This window comes from Curtobacterium phoenicis (assembly GCF_047238015.1).
Lineage (GTDB): Bacteria > Actinomycetota > Actinomycetes > Actinomycetales > Microbacteriaceae > Curtobacterium.
In genome coordinates this window covers 2,379,864-2,394,996 of sequence record NZ_JBDFLZ010000002.1, presented here as the reverse complement: position 1 = coordinate 2,394,996, position 15,133 = coordinate 2,379,864, and the positions used below count along the sequence as shown (strand labels likewise).

14 protein-coding genes are annotated in these 15,133 nt (G+C 71.0%); 11 read left to right on the top strand and 3 right to left on the bottom strand.

The window, feature by feature from the left end; translation table 11 throughout:
- Positions 1-42 precede the first annotated feature (42 nt).
- From ABC270_RS11520 to rbfA, 5 genes are all read left to right on the top strand, one after another.
- The gene (locus tag ABC270_RS11520; RefSeq protein ID WP_412880921.1) at positions 43-1,797 is read left to right on the top strand and encodes a proline--tRNA ligase; all 1,755 of its coding nucleotides are present in this window, start codon (positions 43-45) and stop codon (positions 1,795-1,797) included.
- Positions 1,798-1,945: 148 nt separating this feature from the next.
- On the top strand, positions 1,946-2,941 hold the full coding sequence (nusA, locus tag ABC270_RS11515; RefSeq protein ID WP_412880920.1) for a transcription termination factor NusA: 996 nt from the start codon (positions 1,946-1,948) through the stop codon (positions 2,939-2,941).
- Between the two features lie 119 nt (positions 2,942-3,060).
- Positions 3,061-3,375 (top strand): YlxR family protein, encoded by a 315-nt coding sequence (locus ABC270_RS11510; RefSeq protein WP_058726537.1) that lies wholly within the window; start codon positions 3,061-3,063, stop codon positions 3,373-3,375.
- A gap of 74 nt (positions 3,376-3,449) precedes the next feature.
- Positions 3,450-6,293 carry a translation initiation factor IF-2 gene (infB, locus tag ABC270_RS11505; protein ID WP_412880919.1) on the top strand — a complete coding sequence of 948 codons (2,844 nt, stop codon included), beginning with the start codon at positions 3,450-3,452 and terminating at the stop codon, positions 6,291-6,293.
- Positions 6,294-6,383: 90 nt separating this feature from the next.
- A complete protein-coding gene (gene rbfA / locus ABC270_RS11500; protein ID WP_412880918.1) occupies positions 6,384-6,824 on the top strand; it encodes a 30S ribosome-binding factor RbfA in 441 nt (146 codons plus the stop codon).
- A gap of 3 nt (positions 6,825-6,827) precedes the next feature.
- Here the strand turns inward: rbfA and ABC270_RS11495 are convergent, their stop codons facing one another.
- Positions 6,828-7,694, bottom strand: a complete 867-nt coding sequence (locus ABC270_RS11495) for an HhH-GPD family protein (protein ID WP_412882082.1) — start codon at positions 7,692-7,694, stop codon at positions 6,828-6,830.
- Between the two features lie 104 nt (positions 7,695-7,798).
- Here ABC270_RS11495 and ABC270_RS11490 point away from each other — a divergent pair, with 104 nt between their 5' ends.
- From ABC270_RS11490 to ABC270_RS11470, 5 genes are all read left to right on the top strand, one after another.
- Positions 7,799-8,245 carry a hypothetical protein gene (locus ABC270_RS11490; RefSeq protein WP_412880917.1) on the top strand — a complete coding sequence of 149 codons (447 nt, stop codon included), beginning with the start codon at positions 7,799-7,801 and terminating at the stop codon, positions 8,243-8,245.
- Between the two features lie 39 nt (positions 8,246-8,284).
- Entirely contained in the window at positions 8,285-9,232 is a 948-nt protein-coding gene (gene truB / locus ABC270_RS11485; protein ID WP_412880916.1) for a tRNA pseudouridine(55) synthase TruB, read from the top strand.
- 3 nt (positions 9,233-9,235) lie between these two features.
- A complete protein-coding gene (locus ABC270_RS11480) occupies positions 9,236-9,601 on the top strand; it encodes a hypothetical protein (protein ID WP_412880915.1) in 366 nt (121 codons plus the stop codon).
- 106 nt (positions 9,602-9,707) lie between these two features.
- Positions 9,708-10,172 carry a hypothetical protein gene (locus ABC270_RS11475; RefSeq protein WP_412880914.1) on the top strand — a complete coding sequence of 155 codons (465 nt, stop codon included), beginning with the start codon at positions 9,708-9,710 and terminating at the stop codon, positions 10,170-10,172.
- An 8-nt stretch (positions 10,173-10,180) separates the two neighbouring features.
- Positions 10,181-11,143 (top strand): bifunctional riboflavin kinase/FAD synthetase, encoded by a 963-nt coding sequence (locus ABC270_RS11470; protein ID WP_412880913.1) that lies wholly within the window; start codon positions 10,181-10,183, stop codon positions 11,141-11,143.
- 186 nt (positions 11,144-11,329) lie between these two features.
- On the opposite strand, the gene ABC270_RS11465 is transcribed toward ABC270_RS11470, so the two are convergent.
- Together ABC270_RS11465 and ABC270_RS11460 are read right to left on the bottom strand one after the other, a co-directional pair.
- A complete protein-coding gene (locus ABC270_RS11465) occupies positions 11,330-12,562 on the bottom strand; it encodes a DUF349 domain-containing protein (protein WP_412880912.1) in 1,233 nt (410 codons plus the stop codon).
- A gap of 113 nt (positions 12,563-12,675) precedes the next feature.
- Positions 12,676-13,482, bottom strand: coding sequence for a peptidylprolyl isomerase (locus tag ABC270_RS11460; protein WP_412880911.1), 807 nt, complete (start codon positions 13,480-13,482; stop codon positions 12,676-12,678).
- Between the two features lie 144 nt (positions 13,483-13,626).
- Between ABC270_RS11460 and ABC270_RS11455 the strand changes: the two genes are divergently transcribed.
- A complete protein-coding gene (locus tag ABC270_RS11455; protein WP_412880910.1) occupies positions 13,627-15,000 on the top strand; it encodes a replication-associated recombination protein A in 1,374 nt (457 codons plus the stop codon).
- The last annotated feature ends 133 nt before the right edge of the window (positions 15,001-15,133 follow it).

The following is a 15,133-nucleotide window of genomic DNA, read 5'->3' as shown; positions in this document are numbered from 1 at the left end:
CGACCGCTCCGCACCGTTCGAGGCCGCCGCTAGGCTTGCCCCGTGGTCACACGGCTCTCCCATCTCTTCCTCCGCACGCTCCGCGACGACCCCTCCGACGCCGAGGTGACGAGCGCGAAGCTGCTCGTCCGCGCCGGGTACATCCGTCGCCAGGCCCCGGGCATCTTCGCCTGGCTGCCGCTCGGTCTGCGGGTGCGCGCCCGCATCGAGGGCATCATCCGCGACGAGATGGTCGCGGCCGGCGCGCAGGAGGTCCTGCTCCCGGCACTCGCACCGCGTGAGCCGTACGAGGCGACGAACCGCTGGACCGAGTACGGCGACGGCATCTTCCGGCTCAAGGACCGCAAGGACGCCGACTACCTCCTCGCGCCGACGCACGAGGAGCTCTTCGCCCTGCTCGTGAAGGACCTGTACTCGTCGTACAAGGACCTCCCCGTCACGCTCTTCCAGATCCAGGACAAGTACCGTGACGAAGCCCGTCCCCGTGCGGGACTCCTGCGCGGCCGCGAGTTCACGATGAAGGACGCGTACTCGTTCGACATCGACGACGCCGGACTCGACCGCAGCTACCAGACGATGCGCGACGCCTACGAGCGGATCTTCGCGCGGCTCGGCCTCGAGTACGCGATCGTCAAGGCGGACGCCGGCGCCATGGGCGGCTCGAAGTCCGAGGAGTTCCTCCACCCGATCGCGGTCGGCGAGGACACCTTCGTGCGCAGTGCCGGCGGCTACGCGGCGAACGTCGAGGCCTACGTCACCCCGGTACCCGAGTCGCTGCCGATCGAGGGACAGCCGCAGCCCGTGCTGCTGCCCGCGGCCGACACGCCCACGATCGACACGCTCGTGGCGCACGCGAACGAGGTCGCCCCGCGCGAGGGCGCTCCCTGGACCGCGGCCGACACGCTCAAGAACGTCGTGCTCGCGCTCACGCACCTCGACGGCTCCCGCGAGGTCGTCGTCGTCGGACTGCCCGGCGACCGCGAGGTCGACCTGAAGCGCGCCGAGGTGGCCTTCGCGCCCGCCGAGGTCGAGGCCGCGGGCGACGACGACTTCCGCAAGCACCCGGGCGTCTTCGTCAAGGGGTACATCGGCCCGCAGGTGCTCGGTGCCGACAGCCCGTCCGGGATCCGTTACTTCGTCGACCCCCGCGTCGTCGACGGCACCGCCTGGATCACGGGCGCGAACGAGCGCGGCGTGCACGTCTCCGGTCTCGTCATGGGCCGCGACTTCACCGCCGACGGCGTCGCCGAGGTCTCCGACGTCCGCGCCGGTGACCCCGCACCCGACGGCTCCGGCCCGCTCGAGACCGCTCGTGGCATGGAGATCGGCCACGTCTTCCAGCTCGGCCGCAAGTACGCCGAGGCGCTCGGCCTCAAGGTGCAGGACGAGAACGGCAAGCTCGCGACGGTCACCATGGGGTCGTACGGCATCGGCGTGACCCGCATCCTGGCGATCCTCGCCGAGGCGCACAACGACGAGAAGGGCCTGGTCTGGCCGAAGAACGTCGCGCCGTTCGACGTGCACGTCGTCGCGACGGGCAAGGACGCGGTCGCGTACGACCTCGCGACCTCGATCGTCGACACCCTCGAGGGCGAGCGCTTCGAGGTCGTCTACGACGACCGTCCGAAGGTGTCGCCCGGCGTGAAGCTGCGCGACGCCGAGCTCCTCGGCATGCCCATCGTCGTCGTGGCCGGACGCAACGCCGCCGACGGCGTCGTCGAGCTCTGGGACCGGCGCTCGGGTGAGCGCAGCGACGTCCCGGTGGCCGACCTGCTGGACGCGGTCCGCGCGATCTAGCGGGTCGTGCCCGGAACCGGGCACGCGACGGACTGGAGGCGCGGTGCCAGCTGGCACCGCGCCTCCAGGCCGTTCTGGGGTACGCTGGTCGCCGACTTCCGCGACGTTCCACTGCGGAGGCGACTCAGCTGAATACGGAGGCACCTCGGTGAAGATCGATCTCGCAGTCCTGCGACTCATGGAGCGCGAGCGGGAGATCCCGTTCGAAGAACTCGTCCAGATCATCGAGCAGGCGATCCTGACGGCCTACCACAAGCACACCGCCGAGAACGGTGAGCCGGCCGACCCGCAGTCCCGCGTCGAGCTCGACCGCAAGAGCGGCGAGGTCTCCGTCTACGTGCCCGAGCGCGACGAGGAGGGCACCGTCGTCGGTGAGGCCGTCGACCAGCCCAGCGACTTCGGACGCATCGCGGCGTTCGCGGCGAAGCAGGTCATCAACCAGCGTCTCCGTGACATCGGCGACGACAAGATCCTCGGCCAGTTCCGCGGCAAGGAAGGCGACATCGTCGCCGGCGTCATCCAGCAGGGACCGAACCCGCGGATGGTGCACGTCGACCTCGGCACCGTCGAGGCGATCCTCCCGCCCGAGGAGCAGGTGCCCGGCGAAGAGTACAAGCACGGCAGCCGCATCCGCGTGTACGTGACGAGCGTCGGACGCGGTCCGAAGGGCCCGCAGATCACCGTCTCGCGCACGCACCCGGGCCTGGTCCGGAAGCTGTTCGCGCTCGAGGTCCCCGAGATCGCGTCGGGCGTGGTGGAGATCACCTCGCTCGCACGTGAGGCCGGACACCGGACCAAGCTCGCGGTCAAGGCGAACGAGCCCGGCGTCAACGCGAAGGGCGCCTGCATCGGCGAACTCGGCGCGCGCGTCCGGGCCGTGACGACCGAGCTCGGTGCCGAGAAGATCGACATCGTCGACTGGTCGCCGGACCTCGCGACGTTCGTGGCGAGCGCGCTGTCGCCGGCGAAGGTGACGAGCGCGTTCGTGCTCGACGCGTCGACGAAGGCCGTCCGTGCGCTCGTGCCGGACTACCAGCTCTCGCTCGCCATCGGGAAAGAGGGGCAGAACGCCCGTCTCGCCGCGAAGCTCACCGGCGCGCGGATCGACATCCAGCCGGATTCGATCCTCGACGGCGACGAGTAGCGACGGCGGCGGCGGCGGGTGCACGGCAACGCCGGGGACCCGCCGCAGGGCGCCCGTTTCGCTGCCGGCGTGGGCCGATCGGGCGTGCCGGATCGCGTCCGTCCGAGGCAAGGAGTAAGGTGGAACCCGTCAGAACGTGCATCGGCAGTCGCCGTCGCGCCCCCCGATCCTCCCTCCTCCGTGTCGTCGCCCTCGGCGACGGGCGAGTCGTGGCGGATCCGAAGGCAGTCATGCCGGGCAGGGGAGCGTGGCTCACCCCGACCGTCGACGCCTACGAGCTGGCCGTCAAGCGCCGGGCATTCCGCCGGGCACTTCGGCTGGATCGCGAACCCGACACGTCCTCGGTCCTCGAGTACCTGCAAGGCCTCACGGCCGCGCCGGCATCCGAGCGCCCGGACACGACAGAACAGGCTGAACGGCTTATGGACAACTGATGAGCGGCTCGAAATGAGACCCGTCATCCAGTGAGTCCTGCCCCTTCACGGGGCAGGACCCGTGAAGGAGAACAGTGGCAAAACCACGCGTACACGAGATCGCATCCGAACTCGGTGTCGACAGCAAGACCGCAATGGAGAAGCTCAAGGAGCTCGGCGAGTTCGTCAAGGGCCCGAGCTCCAGTGTGGAACCCCCCGTCGCGCGCAAGCTCCGTGCTGCGCTGCAGGCGGCCGGCGCCTCGGCGTCGAACACCGCCGCGCCCGCGGCCGGAGCAGCTGCGCCGAAGCCCGGTGCAGCCACCCCGAAGCCGGGGACGGTATCCCGCTTGGCCGCGCCGAAGCCCGGTGCGAAGCCGGGTCCGGCGACGCCGACCCCTGCCCCGCAGGCGCGCGCTGCTGAGCAGCCCGTCTCCGACGCGCCGACGCCGGCCGCGCCGAAGTCGGTCGCGCAGCGTCAGGCCGAGGCCGAGGCCGCGCAGAAGGCCGCCGCGGCAGAGAAGGCCTCCGGCACAGCGAACAAGGGTGGCGAGGCCACCGGTTCCGCTTCGCCGAAGCCGAACACGGCCGCCGGCCCGAAGCCGGGTGGCCCGAAGCCGGGCGCACGCCCGGGCAACAACCCCTACGCGTCGAGCCAGGGCATGGGCTCGCGCCCGCCGCGTCCGGGCAACAACCCGTACTCGCAGAACCAGGGCATGGGCCAGCGCCCCGCCGCTGGGCAGGGTGGCGGCAACGGCATCCCGCGTCCGGCGCCGCCGCGCCCGGGTGTCCCGCGTCCCGGAGCTCCCCGTCCGGGTGGCCCCGGCCAGCAGGGTCGTCCGAACGGCTTCGGGCAGCGCCCGGGCCAGGGTGGCCGCGGCGGCCAGGGTGGCGGCTTCAACCGTCCCGGTGGTGCTGGTGGCGGCGCCGGTGGTGGCTTCAGCCGCCCGGCGTTCAGCGGCCCGCGTCCCGCCGGTGGCGGCGGTCGTGGCCGTGGTCCCGGTGGTGGGACCGCTGGTGCGTTCGGTCGCGGTGGCGGCAAGAGCCGTGCCCGCAAGTCGAAGCGGACGAAGCGCGCCGAGTACGAGATGCGGCAGGCGCCGTCGCTCGGCGGCGTGCAGGTCCCGCGCGGCGACGGCAGCACGGTCATCCGTCTGCGTCGCGGTGCGAGCATCTCGGACTTCGCGGACAAGATCGACGCGAGCCCCGGCAACCTCGTGACGGTGCTGTTCCACCTCGGTGAGATGGCGACCGCCACGGAGTCCCTGGACGAAGCGACGTTCGAGGTCCTCGGCGAGGAGCTGGGCTACAAGATCCAGATCGTCTCGCCGGAGGACGAGGACAAGGAGCTCCTCGAGGGCTTCGACATCGACCTCGAGGGCGAACTCGAGGACGAGGACGACTCGGTGCTGCAGCAGCGGCCCCCGGTGGTCACCGTCATGGGTCACGTCGACCACGGCAAGACCCGCCTCCTCGACGCGATCCGCAACTCGAAGGTCGTCGAGGGCGAGGCCGGTGGCATCACCCAGCACATCGGTGCGTACCAGATCGTCACCGAGCACGAGGGCGTCGAGCGTCCGATCACCTTCATCGACACCCCGGGTCACGAGGCGTTCACCGCCATGCGTGCCCGTGGTGCGCAGGTGACCGACATCGCGATCCTGGTGGTCGCGGCGGACGACGGCATCATGCCCCAGACGATCGAGGCGCTGAACCACGCCCAGTCGGCCGGTGTGCCGATCGTGGTCGCGGTGAACAAGATCGACAAGGAAGGCGCGAACCCGGCCAAGGTCCGCCAGCAGCTCACCGAGTACAACCTGGTGGCCGAGGAGTACGGCGGCGACGTCATGTTCGTCGACGTGTCGGCACGCCAGAACATCGGCATCCAGGAGCTTCTGGACGCGGTGCTGCTGACGGCGGACGCCGGTCTCGACCTGCGTGCGAACCCTGACAAGGACGCCCGCGGTGTGGCGATCGAAGCCCGACTCGACAAGGGTCGCGGTTCGGTGGCGACCGTGCTCATCCAGTCCGGCACGCTCCACGTCGGTGACGCCATCGTCGCGGGCACGGCCTACGGTCGCGTCCGTGCGATGACGGACGAGAACGGTGTCGCCGTCCAGGCAGCGACCCCGTCGCGTCCGGTCCAGGTGCAGGGTCTGTCGTCGGTGCCGCGCGCCGGTGACACGTTCCTCGTCACCGAAGAGGACCGCACGGCTCGTCAGATCGCCGAGAAGCGTGAGGCCGCCGAGCGCAACGCCCAGCTGGCCAAGGCCCGCAAGCGCATCTCGCTCGAGGACTTCACCCGTGCGCTCGAAGAGGGCAAGGTCGACTCGCTCAACCTCATCATCAAGGGTGACGTCTCCGGTGCCGTCGAGGCACTCGAGCAGTCGCTCCTCGACATCGAGGTGGACGACAGCGTCCAGCTGCGGATCCTGCACCGCGGTGTGGGTGCGATCACGGAGTCGGACATCGACCTCGCCACGATCGACAACGCGATCGTCGTCGGCTTCAACGTCCGTCCGGACGTCAAGGCCCGCGAGCGTGCGGCCCGCGAGGGCATCGACGTGCGCTTCTACTCGGTCATCTACAACGCACTCGAGGACATCGAGCAGTCCCTCAAGGGCATGCTCAAGCCCGAGTACGAAGAGGTCCAGTCGGGCGTCGCGGAGATCCGCGAGGTGTTCCGTTCCTCCAAGTTCGGCAACATCGCCGGTGTCATCGTCCGCTCCGGCACGATCACCCGCAACGCCAAGGCGCGCGTCATCCGCGAGGGTGTCGTCATCGCCGACGGTCTGGCGATCGAGTCCCTGCGTCGTTTCAAGGACGACGTCACCGAGGTCCGCACGGACTTCGAGGCCGGTATCGGTCTGGGCAAGTACAACGACATCCAGATCGGTGACGAGATCGAGACGACCGAGCTCGTCGAGAAGCCGCGCGACTAGTCGCCTGGCTATCCTGGACCCCGCCGTTCCCCCAGGGAGCGGCGGGGTCCACCCGTTCCACCAGAAGAATCCCTGCCCCAGGAGGCACCCATGGCTGACCCGCAGCGCGCCCGCAAGATGGCGGACCGCATCAAGGAGGTCGTCGCACGCCGGCTCGACAAGGGCCTCCGCGACCCGCGACTCGGTTTCGTGACGATCACGGACGTCCGTGTCACGGGGGACCTGCAGCACGCGTCCGTGTTCTACACGGTCTACGGCACGGACGAGGAGCGCGCCGACTCCGCAGCGGCGCTCAAGGCGGCGACCGGAATGCTCCGCAGCGAGGTCGGCAAGAACATCACGGCGCGACTCACCCCGTCGCTCGAGTTCATCGCGGACGCACTCCCGGAGACCTCGGCGCACATGGAGGACCTCCTGGCGCAGGCGCAGGTGCGGGACGCGCAGGTCCGTGCCGCTTCGGCGGGCGCGCAGTACGCCGGCGACGCCGACCCGTACAAGCACGACGACGAGGACGACGACGCTCGGGCGTAGTCCTCAGCCGACCGGGAGCGTGTACCCGCCCGCATCGTCGCCGACGGCCAACCCGTCGCGGAGGAGCGAGGCGAGTGCACGCTCCCGCTGTCCAGCGTCCGGCCAGACGAGGTCGATCTCCGACCGGAGCACCGGGACGTCGCTCGCGCGGAGCTCCGCCATGATGAGGCCCCGCACCTGCCGGTCGCTCCCGGCGAACCGCGCCTGCTTCGGCGCGCGCGGCCCGTCGTGGTCCGGGTACCCGGCTGCACGCCAGGCGCAGCGGTCCGCGATCGGGCACGCGTCGCACGCGGGGGAGCGGGCGACGCAGACGAGGGCACCGAGCTCCATCACCGCGGCGTTCGTGGTCGCAGCGTCGTCGCGGTCCGAGGGTAGGACGGACTCCATGAGCGGCAGGTCCTGCTTCGCCTTCGCGGGGCCGGGCTGCCCCTGACCGAGCAGCGCCCGCGCGAGCACCCGCCGGACGTTGACGTCGACGACGGGGTGCCGGTCGCCGTACGCGAAGACCGCGACGGCCCGGGCCGTGTAGTCGCCGATGCCGGGGAGCGCGAGGAGTGCGTCGACGTCACGCGGCACGACGTTGTCGTGCTGCTCGGCGATCGCCGTGGCGGCGGCGTGCAACGCGAGCGCCCGCCTCGGGTAGCCGAGCCGGTCCCAGGCGCGCACCGCGTCGGACGGGGGCGACTGCGCGAGGTCGCGAGGGGTCGGCCACCGGGTGAGCCAGGCCTCCAGTCGGGGGACCACGCGCGCGACCTGCGTCTGCTGCAGCATGATCTCGCTCACGAGCGTGCCCCAGGCGGGGAAGCCGGGACGGCGCCACGGGAGGTCGCGTGCCTCGGCGCGGAACCACGCGATGAGCGGGGTGGCGATGTCGGGCGCGTCCGCCCCGGCGGTGCCGTCCACGGGTGGCGTGTTCTCCACATCCGGCCTGGAGGCTCCGCTCGCGTTCACCAGGACAGCCTAGGGTGGGGTGCATGGCACGCTGGGCACCACAGGAGACCGACACCATGGCCGCGATCGCTGCCGAGGCGAGCGCGCAGGTCGGCACGAACCGGACCGTCATCGGGATCGACGGGCAGCCGGGTACCGACCTCGAGCACGTCGCCGCGGCGCTCGTCGCCGGTTTCGAGCAGCACGGGGTGCAGGCGATGGCCGCCGCGGCTCCCTCGGCGTCGGCCGACGAGTTGCGGTCGGACATCGTCGCGCCGTTCCGTTCGACCGGCGAGGGACCCGGCGTCCTGGTCGTGCACGGCCACGGCGTCCTCGACCCGGGCGTGCGCGGGCTGTGGCGGTGGTCGCTGTGGGTCGAACAGGAAGAAGGGCGGCTCGAGCGCCGTGCGGACGTGAAGATCGCGGCGTCCGCCGTGCTCGACGTCACCGACCCCGAGCACCCCCGTCGCGAATGGAACGACGCCTGCTGACCGGACCCCGGGCGTGACGGGCGCTGGTAACCTCTCCGGGTGCTCGAATCGCCGCCGGACGGGATCCTCCTCGTCGACAAGCCGCAGGGGATCTCCAGTCACCGGGTCGTGTCGATCGCTCGACGTCGGCTCGGTCTGAAGAAGATCGGCCACGCCGGCACCCTCGACCCGATGGCGACCGGGCTGCTGCTCCTCGGCGCCGGACCCTCCACCAGGCTGCTGACGCACCTCGTCGGCCTCGGCAAGACGTACACCGCGACCATCCGTCTGGGTGTCTCGACCGACTCCGACGACGCGGACGGGGACCCGATCGCCGCGGCGGGCGTCCCCGGTGCGGACGTGTCCGAGGACGCGGTCGAGCGGGCGGTCGCAGCACAGCGCGGCACGATCGACCAGGTGCCCTCGACCGTGAGCGCCATCAAGGTCGACGGCCGGCGCGCCTACGACCTCGCTCGGAAGGGCGAGGAGGTCGTGCTGCGGTCCCGCACGGTCACCGTCTCCCGCTTCGACGTCACCGGCCGGCAGGAGCACACGGTCTCCGTGGACGGTGTCGATGTGCAGGTGGTGGACCTCGACGTCGTGGTCGCCTGCTCCTCGGGGACATACGTCCGTGCACTCGCCCGTGACGTCGGCGCCGCGCTCGGTACCGGAGCGCACCTCACCGCCCTCCGACGCGTCGACGTCGGGCCGTTCCACGTCGACGACGCGATCGACATCGAGGACGATGCGGTCGACGTGCGTGCAGCGCTCCTGCGTCCCGTCGACGTGGCCCGGACCCTGTTCACGACCGTCGCGCTCGACGCTGCTGCCGCGAAGGACCTCTCGGACGGCAAGCGGGTCCGCGCCGAGCACCCGGACCACGAGGGACCGGTCGCTGCGATCGACACGGGCTCGGACCGCCTGGTCGGACTCGTCTCCGTGCGACGCGGCCAGCTCCGGGTGATCACGAACTTCCCGACCGCCCTCTCCAGCACGACGGGAGCCTGACGCGTGATCGAGTGGTTCATGTGGCTGCAGCTCGTCGTGGCGGTCGTCGCCGGGCTGTTCGCGGTCGTCGTGGGGTTCATCGGCTGGAAGCCGAACGACTACACCGTCGGCTCCCTGGTCCTCGTCGAGCTGCTGCTCCTCGCGCAGGGCGTCATCTCGCTCGTGCTGCCCGCGGTCGGCAGTCCTCCGCAGGGCAACGCGCTCGAGTTCGGTGTGTACGCGGTGTCGGTGCTCCTCGTGCCGCCGGCGGCGATCGTGTGGGCGCTCATCGACCGGACGCGCTGGAGCACGGTGGTCCTCGGCGCCGGAGCGTTCACCGTCGCGGTGATGGTGTACCGGATGTACCAGATCTGGTTCGCGCTGACCTGACCCGGTGGTCCGGGTCCGCCTGACCCGGTGGTCCGGGCTGACGCGGGCCGGTCGTCTGCGACGTGCCGGGTCATCGGTGGCGGTGGTCGTCGGTAGAATCGGTGCAATGGCGACCAGATCCTCACTCGCGACCGGCGTCGGCCGTGTCCTCATCGCCGTCTACGGCATCCTCGCCCTCGCCGCGACGGGTCGCAGTGTCGTGCAGATCATCGAGAAGTTCTCCTTCGCGCCGTTCGCCTACACGCTGAGCGCGGTCGCCGCGGTCGTGTACATCGTCGCGATGATCGCCCTGATCGCCCCCGGTCGCGTCTGGTACCGCGTCGCGTGCGTCACGATCGGGTTCGAGATGGCCGGAGTCCTCGTCGTCGGGACCCTCTCGCTGCTCGACCGCCAGCTCTTCCCGGACGACACCGTCTGGTCCTACTACGGCCTCGGGTACCTCTTCGCGCCGCTCGTGCTGCCGATCGCGGGGCTGTGGTGGCTCCGCAAGCACCACCGCACGGCAACGTCGCCGACCGCGCCGACCGCCGACCGGACCGACACGTCCACGACCGCCCCCGTGGGCGAGTAGGGACCCCCGTGCAGTACTACGACGACCTCGCCGACGTGGCCGACGGCTTCGGGCCGAGCGCCGTGACCATCGGCAAGTTCGACGGCGTGCACGTCGGGCACCGTGCCGTCATCGCGCACCTCGAACGCGCGGCGGAGCAGCAGGAACTCGTGTCGACCGTGGTCACGTTCGACCGTCACCCGCTCAGCGTCATCGACCCCGTGAAGACGCCGCCGGCGCTGACGAGCACGGCGCAGCGCCGAGAACTGCTCGACCAGGTCGGTGTCGACGCCACGGTGCTCCTGCACTTCGACCAGGACCTCCAGTCGAAGGAGCCCGAGGACTTCGTCTCCGAGATCCTCGTCGGCACCCTGCACGCGAAGCTCGTGTTCGTCGGGAGCGACTTCCGGTTCGGTCGGCGCGGCGCCGGTGACGTCGGGCTGCTCCGGCGGCTGGGGGAGCGGTACGGCTTCATGGTCGAACTCATCGACGACGTCGACCTCGTCGACGACGTGCGACCGGCCGGTGAGCGGCGGGTGTCGTCGACGTGGATCCGCGAACTTCTCGGGGTCGGGCGCGTCGCGGAGGCCGCACGGCTCCTCGGTCGCGAGCACGCGGTCCGCAGTGTCGTCGTGCACGGCAACCAGCGAGGCCGCGCGATGGGGTACCCGACCGCGAACCTCGACCCGCACTGCGAGGGCTTCGTCCCCGCCGACGGCGTCTACGCGGCTCGTGTCCTGCACGAGGGCACGGTGTACCCGGCGGCCGTGTCGGTCGGCAACAACCCGACGTTCGACGGCGTGCCGGAGAAGCAGATCGAGGCACACCTGCTCGACGTCGACATCGACCTGTACGGCGACACCATCGCGGTCCTGTTCGTGTCGTACGTGCGGGGCATGGTCAAGTTCTCGTCGATGGACGAGCTCGCGGAGCAGATGCGACAGGACGACCGCGACATCCGTCTGCTGCTCGGGCTGCCCGCTCCCGTCTGACGCCTCACACGCCGCGGGTCTCGCGCCGCGCTGCCCCGAGTCTCGCCCACGCGGACGCTTCTCGTGCTCCGGACCGCGACAGATGTCCGCCAGCACGAGACTCGGATCGCAGCCGCAGCCACCCCCGCACACGCAGGACGCCCCGCGACCGATCGGTCGCGGGGCGTCCTGCGTGCGGTGTGGCGATCAGCCGCCGAGCGCGTCGAGCCAGATCTTCCTGGCGTCGAGGGCTTCCTGCGCTTCCTTGATCTTGCGGGCGTCCCCGGACTCCTTCGCCGCCGCGAGTTCGGCCTCGAGCTTGCCGATCGCGTCCTCGAGCTGGCTCGCGAGACCGGTCTGCCGGGCCTTGCGCTCCGGGTCGGATGCCTTCCAGTGCTGGTCCTCGAGGCTCCGCACGTGGTCCTCGATCTGACGGAGGCGGTCCTCGATGCGACGGACGTCCCCGCGGGGCACCTTGCCGATCTCGTCCCAGCGGCGCTGGATGCCCGTGAGTGTCCGGCGCGCGGCCACGCGGTCGGTCTCCTGCAGGAGGGGCTCGGCCTCGGTCAGGAGCGCCTGCTTGGCCTCGAGGTTGGCGGAGAACTCCTCGTTCTCGATGGCCGCCTCGGCGTGGCGCTGTTCGAAGAGGACGTCGCCCGCCGCCTTGAACCGTGCCCAGAGCGCGTCGTCGTGCCGCTTGCCCGCTCGACCAGCACGCTTCCAGTCGTCGAGCAGCTGCCGGTACGTGGGGATCGCGTCGGAGCCACGGGGCGCGAGTGCCTCGGCCTGCGCGACGAGGTCCTGCTTGCGGCTCCGCGCGTCACGGTGCTGGGCGTCGAGCTCGGAGTAGAACGCGCGACGGTGCTGGTCGACGGTGGAGCGGGCGGCCCGGAACCGCTTCCAGAGCTCGTTGGCCTCGTTCTTGGGGATGCGGGGACCGTCGTGCTGGTGCTGCTGCCAGCGGGCGAACACGTCGTCGAGCTGCGCGGTGATCTGCTTCCACTGCGCACGGGCAGGATCGACGGCAGCGAGGCCCTCGGCCTCCTCCACCAGGGCGGCGCGGTAGGCCAGCGCCTCCGTCAGTGCCTGCTGCGCCTGCTCGGCCTGCTCCTTCGTGAGCGATCCGACCTGGTCGGTGAGCGCCTGCACGCGGTCCTCGAGCGCCTTGATGTCACCCACGACGCGGGCGTCGGCGAGCTGCTCACGGAGGTGCGCGACGGTCCGGGAGACGTCGTTCGCGCTGGCGCCACGCTGGACGCGCTGCTCGGCGATCTTCACCTGGCCCTCGAGGTCGGCGTACTTCCGCGCGAAGTAGGCGAGGGCCTCGTCCGCGGTGGCGTCCGGGTACTCACCGACGGCTCGCTCGCCGTCTTCGTACCGGACGTACACCGTCCCGTTCTCGTCGACCCGCCCCCAGGTCGTTGCTTCGTCAGATCCCACAGGTCTCGCCTCGATCGTGGTCGTGCATCGCCGACGTCCCCGTCGGCACGGTCAGGTCGTCAGCCTATTGCACGGAACGGCCCCGGGGACGGCCGGGGTCGACGGGTTGTGGACTACTGCTCCCGCTCGATGGTCGCGCCGGTGATCGTGGTCTTCACCTTCGGCTCGCCGGTGCCGTCGCTGCCGGGGTCCGAGATGCCCTTCGACGTGATCTTCGACACGAGGTCGGAGAGGCCGCTCGTGACCTTGCCGACGACGGTGTACCCGCCGGTCGAGCCGTCGAGCGTGGTGTCGCCCGTGACGATGAAGAACTGCGTCGACTGCGAGTACGGTGACGAGCTCCTGGCGATCGCGATGGTGCCCTTCGCGTACTGCCCGTCGCTCGGCACGTTCTCGAGCGGGCCGTACTGGAAGCCGGCGTCACCGGTCCCGTCGCCGTTCGCCGAGCCGCACTGCAGGAACTGCAGCCCCGTGCTGTCGGCGAGCCGGTGACAGGTGGTCCCGTTGTAGAACTGCTGCCGGATGAGCTCGATCTCGACGCTCGTCGCCTGCGGGGCCTTCTCCCCGTCGAGCTCGATGCCGAGCCGCACGTCCTTGTTGAGGGTGAGCGTGCCGGTCCAGGTGCTGTCCTTCGCGATGGACTTGCTCGGCACCTTCCCGGTGTTCCCCGCCGTCGCGCTCGGCGTCGGCGTCGCGGTGGCCGAGGCGCTCGCGTCCGCCTTCCCGGAGCCCTGCGCGCCGGCGAAGGCGAGCTGGGACCCCGTCGCGAGGGCGGCCACGACGACGAGCACGATCCCGCCGACGACGTTGTCCCGCACCCGACGCCGCCGTTGCCGTTCGTGCAGCCCCTGACGGGCCTGGTAGAGACGGAGGCGCTCGCGCGCCTCGCGGTTGTCACGCGCCTGGTTCTTCGGTGCCACGGTGCTGGTACGGCCTCTCGTCTCGAGTGTGCGACGAGCGTAGCGGAACGGTGTCCGCACCGGCCGGGAGGCGCGGGACGGGCCCGCACCGCGCCTCCCGGCCGGTGGGCGCTCCTGTCGGTGGCGACGCCTAGGCTTGGACCCATGGCGACGGACCGCTCGGGCATGCACGCGCCCACCACGGGTGGGCGAGCAGGGCTCGCCCAGGGGTCCGTGCCGCTCGCGGTGCGCATGCGGCCCACCTCCCTCGACGAGGTCGCCGGCCAGCAGCACCTCCTCGGCCGCGGGTCACCCCTCGTGCAGCTCGCCACCGGCACGCGTGAGAACCCCGGTGGCGTGTCCGTCATCCTCTGGGGACCTCCTGGTACCGGCAAGACGACCCTCGCGCAGGCGATCGCCCGGCAGTCCGGGCGTGAGTTCGTCGAGCTCTCCGCGGTCACCGCCGGCGTGAAGGACGTGCGCGAGGTCATGGAGAAGGCGCTCGCGCACCGGGACCTCTACGGGTCGACGACCGTCCTCTTCCTCGACGAGATCCACCGCTTCAGCAAGGCGCAGCAGGACGCGCTGCTGCCGGGTGTCGAGAACGGGTGGGTCATCCTGATCGCCGCGACGACCGAGAACCCGTCGTTCTCGGTGATCTCGCCGCTGCTGTCCCGCTCCCTCCTGCTCACGCTGAAACCACTCACCGACGCCGACCTCGGGATGCTCGTCGACCGTGCGGTCGAGGATCCCCGCGGCCTCGGCGGCGGGGTCGTCCTCGGTGACGAGGCCCGAGCGGCCATCGTCCGGCTGGCCTCCGGGGACGCGCGCCGGGCGCTGACCGCGCTCGAGGCGGCCGCGGGGTCCGCCGCCGCCGCGCAGGACGATGACGACGACACGGTCCCGGTGGTCGACGCCGACACCGTCGCCGCCGCCGTGGACCGGGCCCTGCTGCGGTACGACCGGCAGGGCGACGAGCACTACGACGTCATCAGCGCGTTCATCAAGTCGGTGCGGGGGAGCGACGTCGACGCGGCCCTGCACTACCTGGCCCGGATGATCGAGGCCGGTGAGGACCCGCGGTTCATCGCCCGGCGGATCATCATCTCGGCGTCCGAGGACATCGGCATGGCGGATCCGCAGGCGCTGCCCATCGCCGTCGCCGCCGCGCAGGCCGTGCAGCTGATCGGCATGCCGGAGGGACGCATCCCGCTGGCCGAGGCCGTCGTCTACCTCGCCACGGCGCCGAAGTCGAACGCGTCCTACAACGGTGTCAACCAGGCCGTCGCGGACGTCAAGGCCGGTCGCATGGGCGTCGTGCCGACACACCTGCGCGACGCCCACTACCCCGGGGCGAAGCGGCTCGGACACGGCAAGGGCTACGTGTACTCGCACGACGCCGAGCACGGGGTCGCCCGGCAGCAGTACCTGCCCGACGCGCTCGAGGGCACCGAGTACTACACGCCCACGACGAACGGCTACGAGCGCGAGGTCGGCCCGCGACTCGAACGACTCCGCAAGATCACGCGCGGCGAGTAGGCGCGGCGGTCGTCACCGCGCCGTGTTGCTGCTATCGTTGACGCGCCTACGTCCTGGTCCTCGCGTGCGGCTGCGTCGAGGACAGAGTGTCACAGCTGTGGCACGGGGGCAGAGGTTCGGACTGTAGCCGTCC

Coding starts and splice junctions, on each gene's coding strand:
- rbfA (WP_412880918.1), top strand. CDS start 6,384: ATGGCTGACCCGCAGCGCGCCCGCAAGATGGCGGACCGCATCAAGGAG.
- ABC270_RS11490 (WP_412880917.1), top strand. CDS start 7,799: ATGGCACGCTGGGCACCACAGGAGACCGACACCATGGCCGCGATCGCT.
- ABC270_RS11475 (WP_412880914.1), top strand. CDS start 9,708: ATGGCGACCAGATCCTCACTCGCGACCGGCGTCGGCCGTGTCCTCATC.
- ABC270_RS11455 (WP_412880910.1), top strand. CDS start 13,627: ATGGCGACGGACCGCTCGGGCATGCACGCGCCCACCACGGGTGGGCGA.